Source organism: Gymnodinialimonas phycosphaerae, from assembly GCF_019195455.1.
Lineage (GTDB): Bacteria > Pseudomonadota > Alphaproteobacteria > Rhodobacterales > Rhodobacteraceae > Gymnodinialimonas > Gymnodinialimonas phycosphaerae.
In genome coordinates, this window is the sequence record NZ_JAIMBW010000001.1 from 3438292 (window position 1) to 3457169 (window position 18878).

At 63.1% G+C, this 18878-nt stretch carries 17 protein-coding genes; 12 read left to right on the forward strand and 5 right to left on the reverse strand.

What is annotated here, in order from left to right:
- Positions 1 to 41: 41 nt before the first annotated feature.
- Positions 42 to 2441: a calcium-binding protein gene (locus tag KUL25_RS17020; RefSeq protein WP_257894008.1), complete on the forward strand. Its 2400-nt coding sequence runs from the start codon at positions 42 to 44 to the stop codon at positions 2439 to 2441.
- Here KUL25_RS17020 and KUL25_RS17025 read toward each other — a convergent pair.
- On the reverse strand, positions 2438 to 6019 hold the full coding sequence (locus KUL25_RS17025; protein ID WP_257894009.1) for a glycosyltransferase: 3582 nt from the start codon (positions 6017 to 6019) through the stop codon (positions 2438 to 2440). The genes KUL25_RS17020 and KUL25_RS17025 overlap by 4 nt on opposite strands.
- 133 nt (positions 6020 to 6152) lie before the next feature.
- On the opposite strand from KUL25_RS17025, the gene gpmI reads away from it, so the two are divergent.
- The 5 genes from gpmI (at position 6153) to KUL25_RS17050 (ending at position 11119) form a co-directional block, all read left to right on the forward strand.
- Entirely contained in the window at positions 6153 to 7667 is a 1515-nt protein-coding gene (gpmI, locus tag KUL25_RS17030; protein WP_257894010.1) for a 2,3-bisphosphoglycerate-independent phosphoglycerate mutase, read from the forward strand.
- 89 nt (positions 7668 to 7756) lie between these two features.
- A complete protein-coding gene (locus KUL25_RS17035) occupies positions 7757 to 8809 on the forward strand; it encodes a murein hydrolase activator EnvC family protein (protein ID WP_257894011.1) in 1053 nt (350 codons plus the stop codon).
- Positions 8810 to 8842: 33 nt separating this feature from the next.
- Complete coding sequence (locus tag KUL25_RS17040) at positions 8843 to 10168, forward strand: S41 family peptidase (RefSeq protein ID WP_068357456.1); 1326 nt, start codon at positions 8843 to 8845, stop codon at positions 10166 to 10168.
- On the forward strand, positions 10146 to 10631 hold the full coding sequence (locus KUL25_RS17045) for an RNA pyrophosphohydrolase (RefSeq protein WP_282563176.1): 486 nt from the start codon (positions 10146 to 10148) through the stop codon (positions 10629 to 10631). Before KUL25_RS17040 ends, KUL25_RS17045 begins: the two co-directional genes overlap by 23 nt.
- Positions 10628 to 11119: a hypothetical protein gene (locus KUL25_RS17050; protein WP_257894013.1), complete on the forward strand. Its 492-nt coding sequence runs from the start codon at positions 10628 to 10630 to the stop codon at positions 11117 to 11119. The genes KUL25_RS17045 and KUL25_RS17050 overlap by 4 nt, the downstream gene beginning before the upstream one ends.
- A gap of 45 nt (positions 11120 to 11164) precedes the next feature.
- Here KUL25_RS17050 and KUL25_RS17055 read toward each other — a convergent pair whose 3' ends face one another.
- Positions 11165 to 12343 carry a cupin domain-containing protein gene (locus KUL25_RS17055; protein ID WP_257894014.1) on the reverse strand — a complete coding sequence of 393 codons (1179 nt, stop codon included), beginning with the start codon at positions 12341 to 12343 and terminating at the stop codon, positions 11165 to 11167.
- Positions 12344 to 12515: 172 nt separating this feature from the next.
- Here KUL25_RS17055 and KUL25_RS17060 point away from each other — a divergent pair, with 172 nt between their 5' ends.
- Positions 12516 to 12803 (forward strand): hypothetical protein, encoded by a 288-nt coding sequence (locus KUL25_RS17060; protein ID WP_068357444.1) that lies wholly within the window; start codon positions 12516 to 12518, stop codon positions 12801 to 12803.
- Positions 12804 to 12870: 67 nt separating this feature from the next.
- Here KUL25_RS17060 and KUL25_RS17065 read toward each other — a convergent pair whose 3' ends face one another.
- From KUL25_RS17065 to KUL25_RS17075, 3 genes are read right to left on the reverse strand one after another with little or no spacing between them, the layout of a single operon-like run.
- Complete coding sequence (locus KUL25_RS17065; RefSeq protein ID WP_257894015.1) at positions 12871 to 13797, reverse strand: alpha/beta hydrolase; 927 nt, start codon at positions 13795 to 13797, stop codon at positions 12871 to 12873.
- A gap of 3 nt (positions 13798 to 13800) precedes the next feature.
- Positions 13801 to 14502 (reverse strand): winged helix-turn-helix domain-containing protein, encoded by a 702-nt coding sequence (locus tag KUL25_RS17070; RefSeq protein ID WP_068357438.1) that lies wholly within the window; start codon positions 14500 to 14502, stop codon positions 13801 to 13803.
- Positions 14474 to 14767 (reverse strand): hypothetical protein, encoded by a 294-nt coding sequence (locus KUL25_RS17075; RefSeq protein WP_082916552.1) that lies wholly within the window; start codon positions 14765 to 14767, stop codon positions 14474 to 14476. The genes KUL25_RS17070 and KUL25_RS17075 overlap by 29 nt, the downstream gene beginning before the upstream one ends.
- A gap of 243 nt (positions 14768 to 15010) precedes the next feature.
- Between KUL25_RS17075 and KUL25_RS17080 the strand changes: the two genes are divergently transcribed.
- From KUL25_RS17080 to KUL25_RS17100, 5 genes are all read left to right on the forward strand, one after another.
- A complete protein-coding gene (locus tag KUL25_RS17080) occupies positions 15011 to 15493 on the forward strand; it encodes a hypothetical protein (RefSeq protein ID WP_257894016.1) in 483 nt (160 codons plus the stop codon).
- A 164-nt stretch (positions 15494 to 15657) separates the two neighbouring features.
- Complete coding sequence (locus tag KUL25_RS17085; protein ID WP_257894017.1) at positions 15658 to 16104, forward strand: hypothetical protein; 447 nt, start codon at positions 15658 to 15660, stop codon at positions 16102 to 16104.
- An 85-nt stretch (positions 16105 to 16189) separates the two neighbouring features.
- Entirely contained in the window at positions 16190 to 16789 is a 600-nt protein-coding gene (locus tag KUL25_RS17090; protein WP_257894018.1) for a ribonuclease HII, read from the forward strand.
- 107 nt (positions 16790 to 16896) lie between these two features.
- Entirely contained in the window at positions 16897 to 18000 is a 1104-nt protein-coding gene (locus tag KUL25_RS17095; protein WP_257894019.1) for a site-specific DNA-methyltransferase, read from the forward strand.
- Between the two features lie 233 nt (positions 18001 to 18233).
- Positions 18234 to 18869: an NAD(P)-dependent oxidoreductase gene (locus tag KUL25_RS17100; protein WP_257894020.1), complete on the forward strand. Its 636-nt coding sequence runs from the start codon at positions 18234 to 18236 to the stop codon at positions 18867 to 18869.
- The last annotated feature ends 9 nt before the right edge of the window (positions 18870 to 18878 follow it).

Sequence of the window (18878 nt, forward strand, 5' to 3'; positions counted from 1 at the left end):
AGGGCATTGTCCCAACGAGCGATGTGGAAAGTGGGCGTAAGATGGTTCAGATGGTGATCAATGGGCAGTTCGACACCGGGCAATTGGCCCTTGATGTCGGAATCACCGATTTGATGGTGACGGTTCAGAACGGGACATCCGTCCTTTATACCAGCACCGGGCAGAACGGGGGCCTGACGGCTTATGAGCTGAACCCCAACGGCTCGGTCAGCATTCTGGACACGGCGCTTTACGACAGCACGTGGGCCGACGGCGTGCTGCGCGAAATGTCCCTTATCGAGGTGAATGGCGCGATGGCGATCGCGGTGGCGGGGTCGGGCGAGGACGACTTGCACGTCTACGACATGAACGCCAACGGGACCCTTGGGCCCGCGATGCAGTTGATTGGCCTGTCGGCGCAGATGTCCCGGGTGCAGGGGTTGAGCCAAGCCGACCCCCAGACCCTGTTCATGTCCGATATCAGCACCGGCATGATCCGCGCCTACGAGATCGACACCAACGGTTCACTTTCGCAGACCATGCAGATGGCGGATACAAACAAGACCTACGCCTCGGGCATCATGGCGATCGACTCGACCAGGGTTCTCAACAACGATTACGTCATCAGCGTCAGCGAGACCGAAAAGGGCGTGTCCGTCTACAGGCTGGACGGCAACACCTTGCTCAACACCGGCAACGCCGGCGTGAACGAGGGCTTGGGCATCATGACCCCCACCGACATGAAGCTTGTAGAGATGGGGGGGCGCAGCTTCATCCTGGTGGCCTCGGCCCCCGGCGACGGCCTGGGGCAATCGGGCGCGATCACGGTCATGGAACTGGCCCAGGACGGCAGTCTTGTGGACACCGATCACATCATCGACACGGCAGACACGCACTTTGGCAATGTGCAAAGCCTCGAGGTCGTGGAGGCCGATGGCCGAACCTACGTGATTTCGGGCGGGGGGGATGACGGCGTCACGCTGTTCGTGCTGATGCCGAACGGGCGCTTGCAGCTTCTGGGCATTGTCAGTGGCGATCCGGGGTTGCAGAACATCGCGTCCATGGCGGCGCATTTCGAGAGCGGCACCCTGCATCTTTTTGTTGCCTCCGAGGCCGAGGGCGGCGTGACCGAGATCACTGTCGATGTTTCAAACCACGGGGATATCATCCAGGTCTCGCACGCGGGCGGAACGATCACGGGCGGAACGAAGAATGACATCCTGATCGGTGGCGCAGGCAATGACAGCATCGTTGGCGGCGCGGGCGATGACCTGTTGGAAGACGGTTTGGGTGTCGATACGTTGCATGGGGGTGACGGGGCGGACCTGTTCGTTTTGCGCTCCGATTTCACCCATGACGAGATCCACGATTTTCAGGCCGGGCTGGACCGTCTGGATCTGTCGGCTTGGCCAATGCTCTACAACGCGGCACAGATCGGCTACACGGCTACGGCCCAAGGCGCGATCCTGAGCTGGCGCGGTGAGACGCTGGAGCTTTTCTCACGCGATGGGCAGACGCTGAGTTTCGGACAGATCCAGGCCGCGATCCTGAAAACCGCGAACCGCGTGCCGGATTTCGCGTCCTACGGGGGCAATGGTGGAGACGACCTGATCGCTGGCACTGCGATTGACGACGCGTACAACACCGGCGAGGGCAACGACACGGTCGAGACCTTCGCGGGCAACGATTACATCGATGCCGGAAGTGGCGACGACGCGGTGACGGGCGGGCTTGGTCAGGACACCATCATTCTGGGGCTTGGCTGGGACTATGCCCACGGTGGCGATCACGAAGACCTGATATTTGGCGGCGATGGCCGCGATGAGATCTGGGGCGGCAATCAGCCGGACACGATCTATGGCGGAGCCGGGGTCGATACCATTCGCGGCGGACAGGGCCAGGACCTGATCTACGGCGGCGATGAGCGCGATATCATTCTGGGCGACAACAGCGATGACACGCTCTACGGCGAGGGTGGCAACGACGTCGTGCGTGGTGGAAACGCCAATGATTTCATTAGCGGTGGCGATGGCAATGACCGGCTTTTCGGCGCAAACCACGACGACACGATCTATGGCGGCAACGGTAACGACCTGATCCGCGCAGGCTATCAAGCCGACTATGCCGACGGCGGTGCCGGCGACGATTACATCATCGGCGGGGGCGGGTTCGACACCCTCATCGGCGGCACCGGTGACGACACGATGGAGGGAAACTTCAACGCGGATCGCTTCTTGTTCGAAGATGGGCACGGCAACGACGTGATCGTCGATTTCGAGGCCACGAATAACGCCGAGAAACTGGTCTTCACTGACCTGTCGACGATGAACTCTTACACCGATGTGATGCAAGGCGCGGTCCAGCAGGGGAACCACGTGGTTATCGATACGGGCAACGGAAACTCGATCCTTCTACAGAATGTTCTGCTGACCGACCTCGACCCGAACGATTTCATCTTCTAGGCACGGCCCAGAATGTCCTTGTAAAGGGCGGCCAGCGCATCACCCTGGGCGGCCGCCGTGTGCAGCGTTGCGCGGTGGGACGGGGCTTGGGTATAGCGTGCCGGGTCCGCATCGATCAGGGACAGAACCTGCGTCAGGGCGCGATGGTCATCGACTGGAACGATATGGCCGTTTTCCCCCTCCACGATATCCGCACCAATGGCACCGCGATCGGAAGCCACAACCCACAACCCCAAGGCCAAGGCCTCGCGCGTGACAAGTCCGAAGCTTTCGGGCCAGACCGAAGGCGCCATAAGCACATCGAAGCGCCCGTAAAGCGCGCCGATCTGGGCTTGGGGTTGCCGGGGAATGCGCAGGACGGGGGTCGTGTTCCAGACCTCATGGACCTTTGCCCCCGGGGGCAGGGCGTGATCTGATACGATCAGATCGATGTTCTCGAACGCCCGCGCCGTCAGGGCCGCACGCAGGATGTCATAACCCTTGTGCCGGGACGCGCCGCCGATCAGGCCCAGGCGCACGCGACCGTCTGGCGCGGGCTGGTCAAGGCGCTTGGGCAGGTCTGAAACGCCATTCGACAGCGCCTGTACGTTGGGCAACCCCGCATCGCGGTGCAGTTGGGCAAAAGGCTCGGACACGGCAAGGGCGGCGGCGGCGTCGGTGATGCAGCGGCGCGCGATGTGCACGCGTTCCGTCAGAGGTGCGGCGTTGAAATCATGGACACAGGGCGCGCCGTAGGGGTCGATGATGAATTGACGCGAAGAGACCCACCAGCCGTCATGGAGTGTCAGCACATAGGGAATGCTGCGCTTCCGGCAGGCGTCGACGATCCCCGCGCCAAGGCGTTGGATGCAATGAACATGGACGATATCGGGCGCGATGCGATCCAACAACGTCTCGAACCGCGTATCCATGACAGGGTCGCGCATGGTGTGATCGGGCACCGCCGCGTCATTGGTAATCGCCCAGATCCGCGTGCCTGAATGGCTGACGGCTTGGACCTCATGGGCGGTCTTGCCACCGTCAAGTGTGGTGAGGATATCAACCTCGAACTCATCGCCATAGTGTTCCCGCAGATGAGAGACATTGTCGGCAACGACCCGTGTCGCCCCGCCGAGGGCTTGCGGTGGATAGAAGACGTTGACGACCAGCAGCTTGGGCTTGGGCGCGGGGCGACTGGCCTGCATGTTTTGAACCAGCGCTGCGCCCATGGCGGGCAGGGCATAGTCCCGCAAGACCTGCGCCTTGGCGGCATGGCCGATGGACAGGCGCAGGGGCTCATCATCGATGAGGTTCAGGAGCGCGGAGGCGAAGGACTCGATATCGGTGGCCGTGATGCCCGTCGCGCCGTTGTCGATCACGCCGTCCATCACCGGCGAGGCGCTGACGACGGCGGGGATCGCAAACATCGCGGGTTCCATCCACTTGATCTCGGACTTGGCGTCGGTCGCGGGGGACCGCGCAAGGACCGAAAGCGCGATATCGGCTTGCGACAGCTCGGCCATGTAGCATTCGAAATCCCAGACCGGCGGCATCAGGGTCACATCATCGGGCGACAGGTGTGAAAGATCGGGAAATTCGCCCATCAGGCGGATTTCGACCTGCCCGGGGCGCTCCTTGAGAACGCGCGCGAGCGCCGGTTCCAGGATGTCAGAAAACTCGGCCTTATGGGCTTTCGTGCCTGAGCCGTAGAACAGCACCAGTTTGTCTGTCTTTGGACGCTTCGCGGCTTTCATGGCGACGTGGTGGGCAAGGCCAAGGGCATTGCGATGGGTGAAGGCCGTGCCCGTGATGGTCAGCGGCGCCAAGGCTTCGCGGATCGGCTCGGTAGAGGCGATGCCCGCGCCGCAAAGCCGCGCGGCGGCCGCGAAAAAGGGGACGCCACAGGCGAGGGATGCGTGGGTCTGGGCGGTGATCTGACCTGCGTAGGTCTCCAACTGGGGCGGAAAGAGGGCCGCGTCGAAAATCAGGTCATCAATGTCGAAGAATGTCGCCAGGCCCTGTTTGGCGGCGTCGATCATGACATCGGCAATATCGGGCAGGGCAGGGGTGCGCTGGAAAATCACGGCGTCAAACTGTGGCAGTTGCGCCCTGAGCGCGGCGACGTCCTTGCTTTGCAGAAAGGTGGTAACGTCCAGCCCTTGGGCGCGAAGTTGATCTGCCTTCTGATCGGCCCGGTAAAGCTTGCATTGATAGAGGTCGTCGTTGGCAAGGATTGCCACACGCCGGATCGGCCCGGCGCGTTCAAGCAGGTCCGGGGTCGGTGCATAAAGGGCGAGGGCACGGGTCAGCAGGTCCTGCACTTCGGCCACAGGGCGGGTGGTGAGCTGCTTATTGAGCTTCCTGAAGAGGCTTTCGATGATCGTCCGTGCGAGGGCGCGAACCTTGGTGGTGATCGCCACATCGCCAAGGGCCGCCACAGGCAGCGTGCTGGCGCAGGTCAGCGCGGCGTCGTAATCGCCTTGATCCAGATGGAGTTTCGCCAGCATCACGCGGTTTTCGCCGTTGTCGAAATCCGGCGGCGCGACTGCGCGCAGGGCGATCTCACGGGTGACTTGCCGGGTGCCGTGGATCAGCTCGGCCATGTCAACGGCGGCGCGGGGATCATCAGGGACGATTTGCAGGATATGGGCCAGAACCGCCTCGGCGGTGCCGATATCGCCGCGCTGACGCCGCGCGCGCGCCAGATCGATGGCAAAACTGCGCAAGACAGAATTGGTAAGGTCGAGGCTTTCCACCAACGCCATCGGATGCAGAAGCATCCGGGCAAGATGCGCCCCGGAGGTCGCGGTGATGTCCGGTGGCAAAGCCACGTGGAAGATCGCCCGGGCCGCCGCCCGCGCATTGGCATGGGCGTTGGCCCGCAGGCCGATGCGCGCCCAGTGGAGGGGCGTGGCGGGACCGTCGAGAGACAGCTCGGCCAGCGTGGCGGCGTAGAATGCCTCATCCAGCTGATGGTCGGGGTGGGCCGGGATGCCCGCGTCCAGCCCCACGGCCACAAAGTGGCGGATGCAAGAAATGCGATCGGGCGCGGGAAGGTCCATCCCCGCCGCATCAAGGGCGGCAAAATACGTCTCATGGTGGAAGATATCGGCCAGCGCGGGACCATGCAGGCCAAGGAGCAGCCAAAGGTCACGCTCGTCCAGCATCACTTCGGCCGCTGGAACGCCACGGGCGATCAGTTCCGCCGCCGCCTGCGGGGCGGTCAAATGGGGGGGCAGGGAGTGGCCCAGGGTATGCGCGACGAAATCCGGGCTCCACCGCGTTGGGGTGCCGTTGCGCCCCTCGGCGATGCCGAATTCAAGGTAATGGAATGCCGCCTCGGCGGGGGTATCCACGGCACCTGCCACGTCCGTGTTGTGCGCCAGGTACGCGCCAATGGAGAACCCATCTTGCAGGGCGTTCGCGCGGGGGTGGCGGGCAAGAATGGCTTGAGGTGTCTCGCCCCCATCGTCGCAGGCATGGGCGAGCCATGCGCGCCAATTGTTGCGGTCGGCTTGCGACGTCAGCAGGTTGCCGGATGGGCCCTGTGCCACGTCCGTCGCCTCGGCCTGATCGATTGCCCCCATGTCCCCGGTCATCTGCGCCCTTCTGGCTTGCATCTCGTCCGTCATACCGCGCGCGCGTCTGCCTGTCACCGGCAAGCGAACCAGCGGGCGCTTGCAGCGCGGATGCGCCCTCCATAGAACGGAAGTGGTAAAGGAGTTCTCACCAATGACTGATCAGCCGCGCCCCGTCGTCTTATGCATTCTGGATGGCTGGGGCATAGGGCAGACGCAAGCGGATAACGCGCCGTTGCTGGCTGCGACGCCGGTGATGGACGAATTGATGGCCACATGCCCCCATGCGAAGCTGCTGACCCACGGACGCGACGTGGGGCTGCCCGAAGGACAGATGGGCAATTCCGAGGTCGGCCACACCAATATTGGCGCGGGCCGCGTGGTGAAGATGGATCTGGTGGAGATCAACGATTCCATCGCCGCCGGGGAATTTTCTGAGCGGCCAGCGCTGGTGGCCTTCGCCGAGGCCCTGCGCGCGTCAGGCGGGACGGCGCATCTGATGGGTCTGGTAAGCGATGGTGGCGTACACTCGCAACTGAGCCATCTGGAGGCGGCAGTGGCGGTTCTGGTGGACCACGGCGTGCCCGTGGCGGTCCACGCGATCACGGATGGGCGCGACGTGGCGCCGAAATCTGCCGATGGGTTCCTGCGCGGGTTGGCGCTGCCGGAGGGGGCGAAGATCGCAACCGTCTGCGGGCGCTACTTCGCGTTGGATCGTGACAACCGCTGGGACCGTGTCGCGCGCGCTTACGGCGCGATGGTGCGCGGTGAGGGGGACCGGGCAGAGGATGCTCTGGCCGCCGTGGCTGCGGCTTACAACGCGGACAAGACCGATGAATTCATCCCCCCGACCGTTGTGGGCGACTACAAGGGGATGCGCGATGGGGACGGCATCTTCATGCTGAACTACCGGGCGGACCGGGCGCGAGAGATCCTCGCGGCGTTGGGCGATCCCGACTTTGACGGGTTTGACGTGGCTGGCAGGCCGGAGTTTGCGGCAAAGTTGGGGATGGTCGATTACTCCACGGCCCATGATGAATACATGACGACGGTGTTCCCGAAGCAGAAGATCGTGAATACGCTGGGGGAATGGGTCGCAAAAGCGGGCCTGCGGCAGTTCCGCGTGGCCGAGACAGAGAAGTATCCCCATGTGACGTTCTTCCTGAACGGCGGCGTCGAGGTGCCGGAAAAAGGCGAAGATCGGCAGATGCCGAAATCGCCCGATGTGGCGACATACGACATGCAGCCCGAAATGAGTGCGGGGCAAGTGACGGAGTTATTGTTCGCCGCCATCCGCGAGCAGTATGACCTGATCGTCGTGAACTACGCGAACCCCGACATGGTGGGGCACACCGGTGATCTTGCGGCGGCGATGGCAGCATGCGAGGCCGTGGATGCGGGGCTTGGGCAGGCTGTTGCAGCGTTGCAAGAGGTGGGCGGGGCGATGATCGTCTGTGCAGACCACGGGAATTGCGAGACGATGGTGGACCCTGTGACGGGCGGGCCACACACGGCCCATACGACGAACCCGGTGCCGGTGATCCTGGTGGGCGGGCCCGAAGGCGCGCACTTGCGCGATGGGCGATTGGCGGATCTGGCGCCAAGCCTGTTGCAACTGATGGGGTTGGAGCAACCGGCAGAAATGACGGGCAAGAGTTTGATTTCGTGAGAAAGCTTTGCGCGCATCTCCTCGGGGCAGCGCTTTCAGCGCTTCCCCTCCTCGCAGCGGTCCCTGTGGCGGCGCAGGGTGATCCCGCGATGACGGCACGGGAAGCAAGCCGGATGCTGGAGGACGCGGCGGCGGGATTGCGCGACGCCGATGGCGCGCGCGACCGGGTCGAGGCGTTGACCGAGACGGTGCGCGCCTATGAACATGGGCTGGACGCCTTGCGCGCAGGCATTCGCGACGCAGCCCTGCGCGAACGCACGATCCTGTTGGTCTTCGATGCGGAGCGGGAACGGTTGGCGCGGCTGTTGGGGGTCTTGCAGCGGATCGAGGAGGCGCCCGCGCCCGCAACGCTGTTGCATCCTGAGGGGCCGCTTGGGACCGCGCGGCTGGGGATGATCGTGGCCGATGTCACGCCTGCTGTGGCACGCGAAGCGCGCGCCTTGCGCGAGCAGCTTGAAGAACTGGCCGTGTTGCGCGCCCTGCAAGACGGCGCCATGGGGCAGTTGGAGGCCGCGCTTGTGGGTGTGCAGGACGCACGGTCCGCGTTGAGCCAGGCCATTGCCGACCGGGTGGATTTGCCCGAGCGCTTCGCGCAAGACCCCGACGCCATGGCGCGGATCCTGGAGAGCGTCGACAGCCTTGGCAGTTTCGCCGCGATGCTGGCCGAGACGCCCGCGCCCGCCGTCGATACGATCCGGGACTTCGCAAGCGCCCGCGGGAGTTTGCCGCTGCCCGCCCTTGGCTCGGTGGTGCGGGGCTTCAACGAGTTTGACGCGGCCGGCATCTCACGCCCCGGAGCGCTACTGGCAGTGCCGCAAAATGCCCTGTTGGTGGCCCCATGGCCCGCCTCGGTCCGCTATGCAGGGCCGCTTCTGGATTACGGAAATGTCATTATCCTTGAGCCGCAGGGCTACTATCTTCTTATTCTGGCAGGGGCGGGCGATCTGTTCGTGACCGCCGGAGAATTGGTTCCCTCAGGTGCACCGTTAGGCCTCATGCCGGACGCAGAGGGCGAAATCGACGAGGAATTGATCGTATCCGATGCGCTTGGCGGTGGTGTCGCGCTGACGGAAACGCTTTATATGGAACTCAGACAAGGCGGGAGCCCGGTGAACCCGATGGAATGGTTCGCTGCACAATAGGCTTCCGCGATGGCAAACAGAGGACGACGTTCGATGAAGAAACTGATGATGGCCGCCGTGGGCGGCATTGCGGGTGGGGTGCTGTTGAGCACTCAGGTCGCGGGCCCGTTGCTGGCACAGGAGGCCGAGCGTAACGCCTCGGTCTATGAGCAGCTGGATCTGTTTGGCGATATCTTCGAGCGCATTCGCCAGAACTACGTCGAGGAAGTGGACGAGGCGGAACTGATCGAGGCGGCGATCAACGGCATGCTGATCTCGCTCGATCCGCATTCGTCGTACATCTCTGCCAGCGATTTCGAGGACATGCAGGTGCAGACCCGCGGCGAATTCGGCGGTTTGGGCATCGAGGTGACGCAGGAAGACGGATTCGTGCGCGTCATCACGCCGATGGACGACACGCCCGCCATGGAAGCAGGTGTCGAGGCCGGGGACTTCATCACCGCCGTCGACGGCGAGGCGCTTCTGGGCCTGACCCTTGAGCAAGCCGTTGACCTGATGCGCGGGCCGGTGGGCAGCGATATCGTCATCACCATCGTCCGCGAAGGGGAGGAGCAGCCCTTTGATCTGACGATCACGCGTGACCGGATCCAGTTGACCGCCGTGCGTGCGCGGCTGGAAGGCAACACCGCCGTCCTGCGTGTCTCGACCTTCAGCGACCAGACTTACCCCAACCTGCGCGACGGTCTGCTGGAGCTGATCGAAGAGGTCGGCGGGCTGGAGAATTTGAATGGCGTCGTGCTGGACCTGCGCAACAACCCCGGTGGCTTGCTGACCCAGGCAATCCGTGTGTCCGATGCCTTCCTGGAGCAAGGCGAGATCGTCTCTACCCGGGGCCGCGAGCCGCAGGATGGCGAGCGCTACAACGCCACGCCGGGTGATATGATCGACGGCCTGCCGATGGTGGTGCTGATCAACGGCGGCTCTGCCTCGGCATCCGAGATCGTGGCTGGTGCGCTGCAAGACCACCGCCGCGCGGTGATCGTGGGCACTAACTCGTTCGGCAAAGGTTCGGTTCAGTCGGTGATGCCGCTGGCCGGGGACGGCGCGATGCGCCTGACCACGTCGCTTTACTACACCCCGTCGGGACGCTCGATCCAGGCGCTTGGCGTGGCCCCCGATATCATCGTGGAACAGCGTGATCCGATCGAGGTGGAGGAGGACGAAGACGGCCGTCCCGCCCGCACCGAGGCCGGACTGCGCGGCGCGATCGAGAACTCCAGCCTGACGGAAGACCAGTTGCAGCAGTTGCAGGAAGAGCGGGAGGCCGCAGAGGCCACAGCCGCCCTTCGCAACGAGGATTATCAACTGGCCTATGCCATTGATATCCTGACGGGTCTTGGCGCCTTGGGTCCGAACTAAGGTGTCAGACCCCTTACCTTATCGCCCGTGCGTGGGGGTCGTCTTGACCAACGCGGACGGGCGTATCTTTGCCGGGCAACGGGCAAATATGGATACGCCCGCATGGCAGATGCCACAGGGTGGGATCGACGAGGGCGAAGATCCTTTGGCCGCCGCTTACCGAGAGTTGGAGGAAGAGACAGGCGTAGGACGCGACCACGTGACCTTCGTGCAGCAGACCGCCGATTGGCTGGCCTATGATTTCCCCGATGAATTGCCGATGCGGTGGAAGGAAAAGTACCGCGGCCAAACCCAGATGTGGGTGCATTTCCGGTTGGACGCGCCTGACAGTGTCATCAACCTGAACCACAAGGATGTGGAGTTCAGCGCGTGGCGATGGATGACAAAGCGGGAAATCCTGACTGTGATCGTCCCGTTCAAACGCGCTATCTACAAGGCAGTTCTCAAGGAGTTTGCCCTATGATGCGCCCCCTCGCTTTCCTGTTTGCGATCATCGCCGCCGGGCCTGCTGCGGCCCTGTCCTGTGCCGTGCCCACCGTGGCCGGGGCCTATACCGCCGCCGCCCAAAGCCCTGCGGATTACGTGATTGGTGTGGGGTCCTTGCGTCTGACCGGGCCAAGCAATCCGCCCCAGGGCGCCGTGGCCCAGGGCGGGGACATCAACCAGATGGTGGGCTACACGCAACCGGCGCGGTTCGAGGGAGAGTTCTTCACCGGCAGCGATTTCGACGCTTCTCGCGACATCCCCGTGACGGTCGACGTGACCTGCGTCGCCGCCTGGTGCGGCGCGGCGCGGGATGTGTCTGATGCGTTGTTCTTCTTTCGGGTTGTGAACGGCGGCTACGTCCTGACCGAAAACGCCTGCCCCGGGTTCGTGTTCGATCAGGCCCATCCGGGTATGCTGGAAGAAGTGATCAATTGCCACCAAGGCACTTGCCCCGGCGCGTGGTGAGTTTGGCGGTGGTGGTGGTCCCGGGCTGAAGCCCGGGGCGCGCCGTCACAATACCCGCATCAGCCCTTCGCGCACGAAGCGTTTGACCAGCACCATCTTGCCTGCGTCGTCGAGGTCGCCGCCCATATCCCCCAGCCGGAAATCGCCCGTGGTGATGCAATATTCCATCGCGTCTTTCGCGTGGGCGGGCAGGATGATCTCGGCCCCCTGGGCCGCGAGGCAAACTTGATCCTCATCGGGGACATCATGGATTCCGAAGACGATGTGGGGATGGGCGCCGACGCGACTGTCCATCGTCAGGCCGTCGAGCTTGGCCAGCTGCGCCATCTGCCCTTCGACGCGGGGCACACGGGCGGTCAGGAACTCTTCCCGGAACCCCGACAGCAGCTTGCCCACATGGGCGTCGCCGACCATAGCCACCACTTCGGCGAAGGTCGCGTCATACGCGTCCAGGTCCGCGCCGTAGTTGGCGTAGCCGGGGGGCAGGGCGCGGCGCATGGCGGGTTCCCGGTGAGCCTTGGCGATGACGGCTTCGGCCAAGGCATCGGCCCAGGTGCGGAACATCAGGCCGGTCGTGATGTGCAGCGACGTCTCGTCGGTTGCGACGGCATCGTGCGCCATGCCGCGCGGAATGTAGACGGCGTCACCCGGCTCCAGCACGAAGCGCTGCACCTCTTCGCCCACGTCCATGCCGCGTTCGAACGCCTGATCGGGCAGGGGCAGTTCCACGGGCGTGCCGTAGATGCGCCATTCCTTGGTGCCAGCAACCTGCAAAACCAACACGTCGTGGCCGTCATAATGGGGGTTGAAGCCCTGATTGCCCGGAGGCGTCATGTAGATGTTGGTTTGCACGCGGGCCGACATCGCCGCCTCCATCGCGCGACAGTAGCGCGCCAAGGCCGGCAGGCGTTCGTGCAGGCCCGAGAGTATCACGGTGGCGCCGTCTGCATGCAGCTGGTTCACGCGGACCGGGTCCACTTGCCCTGTCTCGTAGGCAAAATCGGTGGGTGTGATGTTGCCATCGGCACGGGTCACGTTGATCTCGGGCACATGCAGACCCATGGTCGAGACGACGCGGTCGATGTCGTCGTAGCTTAGCAGATCCGAGAAATACCCGGGCTGGCCCCGCTTGATCAGCATCGGCTTCTTCTCGAAATACTCGGCGAAGAAGGTGTCGGGGGTTTCGGGCGAAATGGCCCAGTCGAAGCTGAAGGTCTCGGTCATATGGCGTCCAGTTGATGGGGCATGTGCTTGAATTCTTGGTGTCGCAATCTGACCACGGGTGCGCGCTGTGTTCAATCGCGTTTGCAGGGACGGGATCACCTCCGTTGACTGGTGTGGGTGGATCGGTCAGATGATTCATTTATGTAGCCAGACCCATTTAGGAATTTGAAAAATGTCCAGTGATGACAAGAAGAAGACCCTGACCGACGCGGAAATCACCACCGACCACCCCACGAGCCGCCGGACGGTTCTGGGTGTCATGGGTGCCGCAGGCGTTGGCGCGGCCCTGATCCCCACGGGCGCGCAGGCGCAAGGCACGGATAGCGACAACGGCTCGTGGACCGACCAGGCCGGTTGCGGGCGTGGCAGCGGTGGCTATTCCACCGGCATCACCGATGCGGACAACGGCTCTCTCGGGACCGACGCACCGGGTGCGGGTCGCGGTGCGCCCTACTGCTGATACTGCACGCAGGTCAGGACGTTTGAAATTTGGAAGCGGGATGGAGGAAGCGGCCATCCCGCTTTTTCTATGACGGGTCGACGGCCCGGGCGAGGGCCCTCGTCGCGCGGGAAAAGGCTTCGGCAGCAGCGGGGCAGCGGTCGCGCCAGCGGATGAAGCCATGGATCAACCCTTCGGCTTGCTCAAACCAGACGGGGATGGACGCGCTGCGCAAACTGGTGGCAAGCGCTTCGCCGTCCCCGAGGAGCGGATCGATCGCCGCCGTCAGAATGACCGCTTGGGGCAGGGCGCTCAGGTCTGCCGTGACAGGCGCGGCGTAGGCGTCGGGCACGGCGCCGCCCAGGTAGTCGCGCCAGCATCGATGCATCAACGCGCGCGTCAGGTAGGGCGCGTTGGCATGGGTGTCGTAAGAGGCCGCGCTGCACGTCGGATCTGTTGCCGGGTAGATCAGGAACAGGCCCGCCGCCCTTCCGGTCTTCAGGGCCGTGCCGAGGGCAAGATTGCCGCCCGCGCTGTCCCCACCAAGCCAAAGGGTTGGGATGTCGTGCAAGGGCGATGCCCCCGACACGAGGTAACGCGCCGCTGCGACGCATTCGGTAAGGGCCGTCGGATAGGGGAACTCGGGCGCGAGGGCATAGTCGATGCTGACCACCCGCAGGCCCGTATCACGGGCGATGTCCGCGCAGACATGATCGTGGCCGCGCAATGACCCAAGGCTCCAACCGCCGCCATGTATATAGAGCATCGCTTCAGGCCGCGAATGCGCTGTCCCATAGCTGCGCAGGGCAACGGCGCGACCGTTCACCTCCAACGTCCAATCTTCGGTCAAAATGTCAGGCGCTAGCGGCGGCAGGGTCGCCTCCATCGTGGCGACCGCGCTGCGCATCGCCGCTATCGGGCGCAGGTGTTCGGGTACGGGATCAGGGTCCTTGGCCATGTCGCGCGCAAGCGCCCAAAGGTCCGGATGCAGGTTTGGGTAGGGCGCGTTTGCCATCGCCTACATCATCTTGATGACGTCTTTGTCGATCGCCAGAATATAGCCGCGCCGGGCGATGTTCTTCACCAACAGCTCGGACACCATCTGGTTGCCGAGCGTGTCGCGCAGGCGCTTGATGCGCGTGGCTCCTGCCGCCTCATCCACATCGGATTCCAGCTTGCCGGATACCATCGCCTCGATCTGCGCGCCGGTCAGGATGTCATCGTCCAGCCGCGCTTCCGCCAGCACGGACAGTGTTTCCATCGCCGCATCGGTCAGCTTGAATTCCAGGTTGTTGATCAGCACCACACGCTCTTCGCGCGACAGGATCAGGGACGAGACCTGAATGCCCTGACGCTCGATCTCGCCCATGCGGCGGTTGAGCGTGATGATCGTGATCAGGAACACCAGACAGGCGACCAACAGGGCGGTGGCAAAGATCATCAGCACGAAGATCACCGCGCGGTAGCTGGCCAGCACCTTGGAGAAGGTGGTGCCGGATTGCGCCAGGACCTCCAGCATGCGGATGGCGTCGGGGTTGCGAACGTCGTTGACCTCGAACACCTGGACGACGGCCTCGTTGAAGGCATCGGCGTCGGGCAGGTTCACGAATAGCAAAACGGCGGACGTCACAAGAACCGCGACGACCGCCAGAATGCCCAATTGTACGACGCGTGTGGACGCGATCCGTGTGTCAGAAACGGAGGTAGTATTGTCCGGCATCCGATCTCCTTGATGCGAGGCCGGAGTCGTCAAACACCGAGCTCACATTCACCAACGTCCAGCCTTGGGCGGCAAGACGGCCAGCGACATAGGAAGATGCGGCACTGACCGAACATGCACTTTGGGGCACTTCAATCACACCGTAGTGCAGACGCAAAGGGTTATCCATCCTTGCGCGATAGTCCGCATAACAAGCGGCATGGGCCTGCGCGGCCAGAAGGCTCAGCGCCAAAGCGCCGAGGAGGGGTTTCAAGAATCGTTTCATCGGTTTTGCTCGTTTCGGTTTGCTGAAAGGGGGCAGCTTCAAGACCGTCTATGGGGCAGAGGCGCGCTGTCATTCAATATCGGGGGCGCGGCACGGGGCCTGTTATCCGATAGCGCGCGGGCGTTTTTGCCTTGCAAGCTTGGGCCGAGGGAGGGTGACACAACGGCAATTCCGGCCGGTACGACACATTAAACCATCAAGGGCTCTTTTCAGCCCGCATCCCATTTCGAGTGAGCTGATTTCATGACCAAACCCTTATCCGCCCTCTTGGGTGTCGCCTTGAGCGTCGCCCTCGCCCCAATCGCTGCCGCCGAAACTGCGTTACGGTCCTTTGACGCCGCCGCCTTTACGGCCGCCGGTCTCAGCAACACGGTTGGGCCGCTATTATTCAGTGATCTGCCCTTCCACGCCGTCGCGCCGCCGACGCGCGCGTCCTACACGCATAGCGATGCGGGGACGGCGGATGCCTCATATGATGCCATTATGCGCCGCTTGGGGACGCAGCCAGACCAATGGTCCGGCGATGCGTTGCCCTATCGGGTGGCAATGCCCGGTCCGTCCTATGTTGGCGTGATCTCTCCGCAGATCCCGGAGGGGTGGGTCGTGACCCTTCGGTGCCTGGATTGGGACACCGATTATTCCACCGAAGCCGAGCAGCATGAGGGATGCTACGTGTTCGAGATGCGATCCCTCGCAGAGGCCCCGACGCGCCCACACCATCCCTGATTCCGCAAGCGTTATTCGATAGCGATCCTGACGGTATCCAATAGCGGCGAGGCGTCATTGCATGGCGCGCGACAGAGGGGGGAATGTGATTCCACAAGCGCCGAATGAGTGCGCCCAATCCAAAACCCCACGACACCTCAAGCCAAGCCATACAAGGGAACACAATGATGCTTCGCCACCTCTCCAAATCCATGACAGCCGGGATGTTGGCCGTCACTCTGGCCCTGACGGGTATCACTGCAACGGCGTCTCCGGCGGCTGCCAACGGTCATCGCAACAACCAGGGCGCGGAGGCTGCCGCCATCTTCGGCGGGTTGCTGCTGCTTTATGGGTTGAGCCAGGTTGGCCGCGACGGGCGTCACCCCCAAGCAGGCGCGCCTGTTCGCCCCCGCCCCCAACCCGTGCACCGCGTGGCACCGCAGCGCTGCTTAATTCAGGGCCATGACAACAACGGGCAATATCGTGGCTACCGCTATCGTTGCATGCAGCAACACGCGCAGAACGCACATCTGCTGCCGCAAAGCTGCCTGCGCCATGTCTGGACCGACCGCGGCCAGCGCACGATCTACGGTGGGCGCTGCCTTGCCAACAACGGCTGGGTGCGCGGCTAAGTCATCCGAGAATAATCGAGCAGCAAGAGCGAGGCGGCGTCACCATCCGGTTGCGCCGCCTTTTTCTTTGCCGCAAACCGAGCCTATGGGACCGGATTTTGAGATGGAGCGCGCCCTTGGCGGCAGCGTCGCTGGCGTAGATGAAGTAGGACGCGGCCCTTGGGCCGGGCCGGTCACGGCCTGTGCGGTGGTGCTGGACCCCGAACGTGTGCCGCCGGGCCTGAACGATTCCAAGAAACTGACCGAGGCGCGGCGTGAGGCGTTGGCGGTTCAGATCCTCTGCGTCGCCGATGTCTCGCTTGGGTGGGCTTCGGTCGAAGAGATCGACGCGCTGAACATTCGCCAAGCCACCTTCCTTGCCATGACCCGTGCGATCAACGGGCTGAATGCGCCTCCGACCCATGCGCTGATCGACGGAAACGCGATTCCGCCGGGCCTGCCCTGCCCCGCGAGTTGCGTCGTGAAGGGCGACGGGCGGGCGGTTTCCATCGCGGCGGCCTCAATTGTGGCCAAAGTACGGCGCGATGCCTTGATGAAAGAGCTTGCCGTGATGCATCCCGGTTACGGTTGGGACACGAACATGGGGTACGGCACGGCAAAACACACGGCTGGCCTACATCATCTAGGGGTCACCCAACATCATCGCCGCAGTTTTGCGCCCATCCGCAAGATATTGTGTGGATAAAATCGTATCGGTTGGATTCGAAGTAAATTGACCGGAATCCCATGATCGTGGATTTTGTCCTCTAGAAGAAATGAGCGCCCAAAAGAGGCGCCTTTGCGAGGCGGACAATGACAACAAAAACCAAAGAGAAGGCGGCGCAAGCGCTGCCCTTGAACACTATTCTTGCCGGTGACTGCATCGAAGTGATGAACGGCTTGCCGGAGGCGTCGGTCGATCTGATCTTCGCAGACCCCCCCTATAATTTGCAGCTGAAGGGCGATCTGCATCGCCCCAACAACAGCCTTGTCGATGCCGTCGACAACGACTGGGACCAGTTCGACAGCTTCAAGGCCTATGACGCTTTCACCCGCGCATGGCTTGCGGCAGCGAAACGCCTGCTGAAGCCCGGTGGCGCAATCTGGGTAATTGGCAGCTACCACAACATCTTCCGTGTCGGCGCCGAGTTGCAGACCCAGGGCTACTGGATCCTCAACGACGTGGTCTGGCGCAAGTCCAACCCGATGCCCAACTTCCGTGGCAAGCGCTTCACCAACGCCCACGAGACGATGATCTGGGCCTCCAAGGACGAGGGATCGAAGTACACCTTCAACTACGAGGCCCTGAAAGAGTTGAACGAGGGCATCCAGATGCGCTCGGACTGGGTTCTGCCGATCTGCAATGGCGGCGAACGTCTGAAGGACGACAAGGGCGACAAGGCGCATCCGACGCAGAAGCCCGAATCATTGCTGCATCGTGTGTTGGTCGGCTCCACCAATCCCGGCGACGTGGTGTTGGATCCGTTCTTCGGCACGGGAACCACCGGCGCCGTCGCCAAGGCCTTGGGCCGCGAATACATCGGGATCGAGCGGGAGGCCGCCTACCGCGAGGTCGCAGAACGCAGGCTTGCCCGTGTGCGCAAGTTCGACAAATCCGCCATCGCCGTCACAACCCCGAAACGTGCTGAGCCGCGCGTGCCCTTCGGCCAACTCGTGGAGCGTGGCCTGCTGCGCCCTGGCGAGATGCTGACCAGCCCAAGAGGTCAGCTGGCCAAGGTCCGCGCGGACGGCACGTTGATTGCCGATGACGTAAAGGGCTCGATCCACAAGGTCGGGGCCGAGCTGGAGGGTGCGCCTTCGTGCAACGGCTGGACCTATTGGGCCTTCAAACGTGACGGCAAGAACGTCTCGATCGACGTGCTGCGCCAGCAGATCCGCGCGGAAATGTCCGAGTAAGACCCCCGATCAATTCAATAGATTCCTTGCGTAGTGCGCGTCTTGCGCGCTGCGTCTGGACCAGAACCTTGCCGCCCGCGCATGTGACCACTTAAGGCCGCGCGGGCCAACTTTGCCCGTCGACATCATGTCGGCGGGTTTTTTCTGCGTCGGCTTTGACAGGGACAGAGTTGAATATCCCCGTTGGATGCCGCGCTCGCGCGCCTATCTATAAGGGACAGGAGGTGCTGCCTATGAAATTCGCAGTGATCGGCGCAAGCCGCGGCATTGGCCGGAAGGTTGTGGAAGAGGCGTTGGAGCGCGGCCATGAGGTGCGCGCCCTGTCGCGCCATATCACGGCGCAAGATATCTCCGGCGATGGCCTTACCGCGCTGGACGGCGACGCCACCAATGCCACCGATGTGGCAAATGTCATTGAGGGGGTGGATGCGGTGATCCTTACCCTCGGCGTGCCGAAGGATATGCGCGTGCTGAAAGCCACGACGTTGTTTTCCGATGCGACCCGCACCCTGATCGCGGCGATGGAGGACGCAGGTATCAAACGCCTGATCACCGTGACGGGGTTCGGTGCGGGCGACAGCAAGGACAAACTCTCCACTCCTGAGCGCCTGACCCAAAAGGCCATTCTGGGCGGCGCCTATGCGGACAAGGATCTGCAAGAGCAACTGATCCGTGACAGCGACCTGGACTGGACCATCGCGCGCCCCGGCATCCTGTCGGACAACCGCAAATCCAATGCCTACAAGGTGCTGGTGGAGAAAGAGACCTGGCGCAATGGGTTGATCAATCGCGCTGATGTTGCCGATTTTTTGGTGACGGCAGCCGAGAACAACAGCCACATCGACCAGACCCCCGCCCTCCAGCGCTGACGCGCTTCG